Source organism: Carnobacterium sp. 1290_CSPC (assembly GCF_001053265.1).
Taxonomy (GTDB): Bacteria; Bacillota; Bacilli; order Lactobacillales; family Aerococcaceae; genus Aerococcus; species Aerococcus urinaeequi.
Genome location: NZ_JVVG01000059.1, coordinates 44,845 through 51,867, shown reverse-complemented (window position 1 = coordinate 51,867; position 7,023 = coordinate 44,845). Strand labels below are relative to the sequence as shown.

Sequence of the window (7,023 nt, the reverse complement as noted above, 5' to 3'; positions counted from 1 at the left end):
AGTGCCGTATCACACAAAGTGTGATGCAAACTATTCTGAAGTGGACTTGAGCTGGTCGAGCGCACCCGACTAATATGGATGCGAGGACCGACGCCAAGAAATGAACCGTTGGAAGATTAAGGCAGTGGATGACGCAGTCAGCTACAACTTAAACTGAAACGCAGTCCTTTCTGGAGGTCCGAGCTCGACTATAAGGTGTGAGCCCGATTTAGGCTCCGTCCTTTAATCTACCTTCATCTATTTTGAATAAAGTAAAAGGCCTAGCTGAGTATGTAAGTATACTCAGCTAGGCTTTTTTTAGTTGGCATAATGTACTTATTTGACTTTCACTTGTCCTAGTAAGTCAGTTAAGACGCTGATATCAACGTTTTCGATATCTTTGATGGTAGCAGCAATCTTATCTGCTAGGTCAGCATCGATTTTACTTGTAAGGCCCTTGTATTTTTCCATTAAGACGTCCCAATCGGCAGGGTGGGTGTTGAAGCCATGGTAGTCATTTTTCTCAATTTCAAATACTTGGCCGTCATTGGTTTCTAGTTCAATACGGCAAGCCATTTCTGCTGGGAAACGGTCGCTGTATGCTTGAACTGGTTCAACGTGGACTTTTTGTAAGAGGTCTTGAACGTCTGAACTAATAATGCGGGCTGGCTCGTATTGGTCAGGCATGACTTGTCCGTCTAAGTAGGCGACAGCTAGCATGTAAGGTAGTGAATGGTCTGCTTCCTCTTTGAATTGGATGTTCTTTTTGCCACCTTCCTCGCCACCGCCGATAATATTGAAGGCTACGTCAAAGGTGTACAAGCGAATTTCTTTAATGTCATCAGCGGCGATATTTTCTGCGTCTTTCAATTCCAACAAACCTTCAATAGAAGATTGGGAATGAATTTCAGCATTGTAGCGTTTGGTGATGGTTTTGGTTACTCGGTTTAAATCTTCTTTCGACCAGTCGATATCAAATTTACCAGCAATCGAATCCATGAATCCTTTGTTTCCTTCAAATACTTCTTCAGGTCCAGTAATGCCGTAGCTAGCGAGTAAAGTCGCATGCATGGCACCCATGGCCGTGTTTGGATAAGCTAACCCTTTCCAGTGAGATAGGGCACCGGTTCTAGTTACCCGCAATGAATTGTAGCCTGTACCTGCAATGGCAATCGCATTTGCGGTCTTATCAGCGTCTAATTTCAAGGCAGCGGCCGCACCTGCAGCGGCACCGTAACTTCCTTGTACGGTATGATCAAAACCATGGTCACGTACGGGAGCAACGTCAGATAAGCGAGCTTGGACTTGGTAGGCGATGCCTAAGCCAAGTAAGAAGTCTTTCCCACTACCACCAGCGTATTCAGTGGCGGCTAATACTGGGGCAATATTGTCAGATGGGTGGCAGGTTTCGTTTTTCGCTAGGTATGAATCGTTGTAGTCTAAATAACGGATAGCTGCCCCGTTATAAAAGGTTGCGTAGTCAGGACTGGATTTACCGCCACCAAGTAAGGTTACTAGTGGGGCGCCACCTAAATCTTCTGTCATCTTGCGGATATCTTTCACGGGTTGGCCTTCTAAGGCGCCGATCCCGACTCCGATACTATCTAAGAGACGTAATTTTAATACTTTAATGGCTTCATCTGATAAGTCATCATAGCTACGGCTTTCTACCCAGCTTGCAAGTTGTTGAACCAATGTTTGTTTATCGTTTGACATCTACTCGACCTCCGATATTTTATTCAGTCTATTTTCTTTATAGATATATAAGGAGGATATGGTCAAAAACGCATACCCCCTATAGTTGATGTTTATATGACTACTTAGTTTTTACCGTCGTTTAAGGTAATTACACGGCCGAATAACTCGTTGTTACCCCAGATACCGCGACGAATACCTTCTAATTGTACGATTTGACTATGGTCAACGAACAAGTTCACGTCTGGACCGTAGTTTTTAATGTACCAAGAGAATACATCCGGATCAGCTGCTTCAAACATGACTTTTTCAGTACCTAATTCTGAAGCGAAACGGGTAGCAATTTCTGTTCTCCAGCTAGCCACACTTTCAGTGATTCCTTCAGACTCGATCATCAACATGTAAGCCCCAGCTTCTAAACAACGTTTACCTACTTCAATCGCTTGAGCGGGATCAAGTAGACCGGCTGCTTCATTTTGTTCGATTGTGTTGGTACCACCTGAACCAAATTGCACACCGATTTCTGGTTTGGCTAATAGACCTGCATCTTGCACGCGTTCTACTAAACGGACAATGTCATCAGTTGGCATGGTAATAAAGCCTGTAGAGATTTCAATGATGTCAAAACCAACACGTTTACATTCGCTAATGTAGTAGTCTACCGCTTCGATTCCTTGTGTTAAAACATATTCCATGAATCCACCTGTAGATACTTTGACACCATATTCATGCGCCAAGTCTAAAATTTTAATCAATTCTTCTTCAGGCATTAAAGTGAAAGACCCACCAGCAAATTTCAAGATATCTACATGTTCACCCATTGTTTCTAACACATCGCGTAAGTAGCGTTCACCCATAACCGTATAGTATGGTCCACGGATTTCTGTAATCCCGCGTGTACGTGGTTTTGCTTGACGGTTGTTATGTTTAATTTTAGCAAATGCTTCTTTGTTGTTTAGATCAGTGTTGTTTCCCATAGTAATCACTTTCCCTTTCGTAAACCAGAGTGTCTGTTGTTATTTGATCGTTACTTGATAACTAGTTGACTGTGTTTGCTTTGCCTATCTTCCATGGCAAGGTAGGCCTTGTTTTCGGAAATGTTGACATAAGCTGGGCGGATAATTTTCGGGTCTTGAATTTGTTCCAAACGATGAGCGCACCAACCGGCAGTTCGTGCGACGGCAAAGATTGGGGTATAGAGGTCTGGACTCAGTCCAAGCATTCTATAAACAAGGCCCGTGTATAAATCGACGTTGGCACAAATTTCACTGCCAGGACGCTTTTCGTTGATGAGGTCTTTGGTGATGGCTTCGATGTTACTTAGGAGGTTGAAGTCATCGCAATAGCCTTTTTCAATGGCCATTTCTTTCGCCTTATCTTTCAGCAAAACAGCTCGTGGGTCTGACTTTGTATATACTGCATGCCCCATACCGTAGATGAGACCTGACTGGTCAAAGGCTTGCTTATTTAAGATGTCACGTAAGTATTTTTCAACTTGGTCCTTATCCGTCCAATCAGCCGTTGTAGCTTTTAAATCTTGCATCATGGCTTCTACCATCGAATTGGCGCCACCGTGTTTTGACCCTTTAAGCGAACTTAAAGCTGTTGAAATGGTTGAATAAGTATCCGTTCCTGTTGAAGACACTACGTGAGTAGCGAATGTTGAATTGTTCCCGCCACCGTGTTCCGCATGGATAATCAAACATAGGTCTAATAACTTGGCTTCCTCATCTGTAAATGTCGCGTCTGGACGAATAAGATGAAGGATTGTTTCAGCTGTGGACATATTCGGCTCCAGGTGATGCAAGATAAGTGACGCATCATCGTAGTAATACTTCTTACCTATGTAGGAATAGGCAAGTATGAGTGGCATCTTCGCAATGATGGAAATGACTTGGGAGATTTGGTTTTCAAAATCACGATCTTCCGCCTTATCATCAAAGGAATAAAGTGCCAATAATACCCGCTGCATATTATTCATTACGTTTTCGGATGGTGAATTAATAATGAAATTTTCAATGAAGCTATCGGGGAGTTTTCGATTCTCCTCCAGCAATTCATCAAAAGCAGCCATTTCTCCTTTAGTTGGTAAACTGCCAGAGAGCAATAGGTAGATGGTTTCCTCATAGCCGAACTTATCTTCTTTAAAATAATTCTCTACTAAGTCTGTCAATCGAATTCCCCGATAACGGAGTTCCCCTTCTGTCGGAATTATTTTATCATCTAGCATTTTATATCCTGAAACTGAAGCAATCCCTGACACCCCAACTAATACACCTGTACCATCGTCATTCCGTAGACCGTGTTTCAAGTCATAGGTAGAATAATGGTCAGGAGAGATAGTTGTGTTATCTTTTACTACATCAACAAATTGACGTCCAAACTCTCTATTATCAAAACCGATAGACAAGATATACCGCACCCTTTCTTTAATTTTAATAAAACATGCAAAACAAAAACGCTGTAGAAAACGCTACAAGTCAGTTTTGATAACTGTATCCTAGTCACTTTATATTTGAATGTCAACCACTATTTTAAGAATGCGATGAGAGTGAATCTCATCTTTTTCTTATTTCACAAGGGTTTGCGCCGTGTAAAATAATTTAAAAATATTTTCAAAAAAGTAACATGACAGAAAAATACCTCACATGATTTTCTCATCAATGTGAGATTTTCTCCGCAAACCATGTGAGATTTGTAAGAAAAGACACAGAACTGGAAGAGGTAGAAAAATAATTTAAAAGTTATGCAAATTAAGTGTGCAAATAAATATAAATGAACACCAAAAAAAGCCCTTGCTGATTCATTTGATGCAGCAAGGACTGTGTATTGCATTGGTTATTTGAAATGATTTGAAAGACTTTCCTACTATTGGACACGCTTTTGGATATAATTTTCAACGGCATAGTCGCTAGGATCAAGCAAGGTTTCCTCATTATTGATTAAGCGACTCATCTCTCTAGCAATCAAAGGGCCGGTGGTTAAACCGGATGAACCCAAGCCGGATGCAACATAAACATTTGGCCGGTCAGGCAATGGTCCATAGAAGGGCGCATAGTCAGAGGTATAAGCCCGGCTACCGATTTTATAGTCAGTGACTGGATAGTTAGCCAATTCAGGGACCAGTTGATAGATTGTGGAAAAGATATCCACTAATTGGCTTGGGTCTGTGGACAAATCAAAGCCTTGATCGTCTTCATGACTAGCGCCCACAAAGATTTTCCCGTCTAAATGAGGTATGAAATCACCTTCACCTTCAGGCATAATCAGGGGTAATGCTTGGGTATTCCAGTCGGTTTCAAACACTGCCAGTTGGCCTTTTTGAGGGCGGACATCTACTTGATAGCCCAGTGGGTCAAGGACCTGACCCAACCAAGCACCAGTCGCTAAAACCACGGTATCATAGACTTCTTGGTCATTTTTCACCATAACTTTACCATCATCTAAGAAAGTTAAATCAGCCCGACCATTCACAACTTTTAGATTTTCCCCCTTAGCTGCGGTAATTAAATCCTGACATAAAGCTTGACCGTCTACTACTGCACCGCCATCCGTTTCAATCAGGTCGTTGTCATAGTGAAAATGGGGAAATCGAGCCTGTTGATAAGTTGGGGATAACTTGTTAATTTCTTGGATTAAAGAGGCTTCTCCTTGTCGTTTTTCAGCAATCGCCATCAAATCATCGATCAGTTTGGGCTTCTTCTTCAACAACCAAGTCGTTTTTTGTTGATAAGCCTGGGTCACTATCCCAGCGTCCGCCAAATCTTTCAATAAGTCTCGGTAAAAATGGGCCCCACCATTGGCTAGGCGGTACCAGGGTTTATTGCGACGTTTAGAGAACCAGGGGCAGATAATGCCGGCCGCCGCTTTAGTAGCCTGTCCAATTCCGTCGTCATATAGGGTTACATCATGGTCTTTGGTTAAATAAAAGGCAGCGGTCGATCCAAGGATCCCGCCACCTATTACTGCTATCTTCACTTAGTTAGCTCCTTACTATATATCGGTACAATGTATCAGTACTATTAATCAGTACCAATATCAGCGAATTTCAGCTTTTGCTAGCCCTTATTTTTTACGGCGCTGACTGGTTTTGCCAGATTCGCTATTTTTCTTGTTGTCTTTATCTGCCTTATCGCTGTAACCATCGCGTTCTTGACGGTCTTGCATTTCCCGGTAAGTCTTCCGGTTAATAATCGGCCGTTTTAACATGATAGTATTCCACAAGTTATTTAAACGCATGGGTTCATCAGAGACAGCTGGTTTTTCCTCATTATTACTATCAGGTGTTTGGTCTAATTCCCGAACTGGTGTTAAATCCTTGTCGTCATTACCCGGTTGACCTGTTAAATAAGCTCCTAAAGTTGGTGAATAGGTGTCGTCATCACTTAAAGTCGACTGAGCCGCTCGGTTTGAAATCCATAAGTCTACCTTGTCGCCCACATTGAAGTAAGAGACCAAGAAGTAGTATCCCATAGCGATAATGGCAATGGCCCATACCAACCAGACTGGTAGGTTAATCTGCGCTACCCGGTATGAATGAATAATGTAGGGTAGGGTGAAGACCAGTGCGGCAGAAAAGATGCCGGCCAATAAATATAAGACATTAAAGCCTTGGTACCACTTGCGACCAAAGGCAGTATTCCGCTGGAAAGTCACCCAGAAGAAAATGGCTGTGAAAATCACGAAAACCTGTAGGGGCAATCCTAAAATTGATACCGCAACTGGCATCTGGATAGCAGAAGCAAAGTCACCCCACCATGCGTAACCGGCAATAAACATATAAGTCGCATAAATGGTTAAAGTTAAGACCACAAATGATAGAACAGCTGGTACATACTTAGCTAAATTAAAATCATATCGTTCAATATTCAAGCGACGAAGGGTCAACTTACAATAATCCTCCCCCGACATCCCCAGCACTTCCTCAGCTGAAATTTGTCGCAGTTCCGCGACCTGCAATCGGTCCACCAATTTCGATAACTCCTGATAAATCGCAGGTTGCGCCGGACCACTCGTTAGAAAATACCCCTCACAATCCTGGAAGAAGGACCGCATATCCGCCGACAAGGCGCTGGCTTTTTGATGTGTTTCCGCCCGCAAAGATTGCATCTGGTTGACACTCGCATCCGTATTATATCTTCGTTGTGCCATTGTATACACTCCTTATTATTACACTTGGTACATTTATTTAGAAAAAGGGTTAAACCATTTTTGTTGGCATCCCTTATGATGCCACTTCCTTTTTATTATATACTACCAAAAGTTAGACCAATAGCGGTAGCCTTTAAATCTTTTGTAATTTTTAAAGGTTAGGAATCTTTGTCGCACTTTTGAAAGCTGTGGGCCACG

The 7,023-nt window shown here is 42.3% G+C and carries 5 protein-coding genes; all 5 read right to left on the bottom strand.

Annotation, left to right across the window (positions count from 1 at the left end):
- Positions 1-315: 315 nt before the first annotated feature.
- Entirely contained in the window at positions 316-1,695 is a 1,380-nt protein-coding gene (locus AC973_RS05425) for an MmgE/PrpD family protein (protein WP_048728270.1), read from the bottom strand.
- 104 nt (positions 1,696-1,799) lie between these two features.
- Positions 1,800-2,651 (bottom strand): phosphosulfolactate synthase, encoded by an 852-nt coding sequence (locus tag AC973_RS05420; RefSeq protein ID WP_003142301.1) that lies wholly within the window; start codon positions 2,649-2,651, stop codon positions 1,800-1,802.
- A gap of 50 nt (positions 2,652-2,701) precedes the next feature.
- The gene (locus tag AC973_RS05415) at positions 2,702-4,084 is read right to left on the bottom strand and encodes a citrate synthase (protein WP_048728265.1); all 1,383 of its coding nucleotides are present in this window, start codon (positions 4,082-4,084) and stop codon (positions 2,702-2,704) included.
- A gap of 458 nt (positions 4,085-4,542) precedes the next feature.
- Positions 4,543-5,652 (bottom strand): NAD(P)/FAD-dependent oxidoreductase, encoded by a 1,110-nt coding sequence (locus tag AC973_RS05410; RefSeq protein ID WP_048728262.1) that lies wholly within the window; start codon positions 5,650-5,652, stop codon positions 4,543-4,545.
- A gap of 87 nt (positions 5,653-5,739) precedes the next feature.
- On the bottom strand, positions 5,740-6,825 hold the full coding sequence (locus AC973_RS05405; protein WP_048728259.1) for a hypothetical protein: 1,086 nt from the start codon (positions 6,823-6,825) through the stop codon (positions 5,740-5,742).
- Positions 6,826-7,023 lie beyond the last annotated feature (198 nt).

What these genes read in the sequence shown, in the direction of transcription:
- AC973_RS05405 (WP_048728259.1), bottom strand. Translation starts at nt 6,825, where the DNA reads ATGGCACAACGAAGATATAATACGGATGCGAGTGTCAACCAGATGCAA.
- AC973_RS05425 (WP_048728270.1), bottom strand. Translation starts at nt 1,695, where the DNA reads ATGTCAAACGATAAACAAACATTGGTTCAACAACTTGCAAGCTGGGTA.
- AC973_RS05420 (WP_003142301.1), bottom strand. Translation starts at nt 2,651, where the DNA reads ATGGGAAACAACACTGATCTAAACAACAAAGAAGCATTTGCTAAAATT.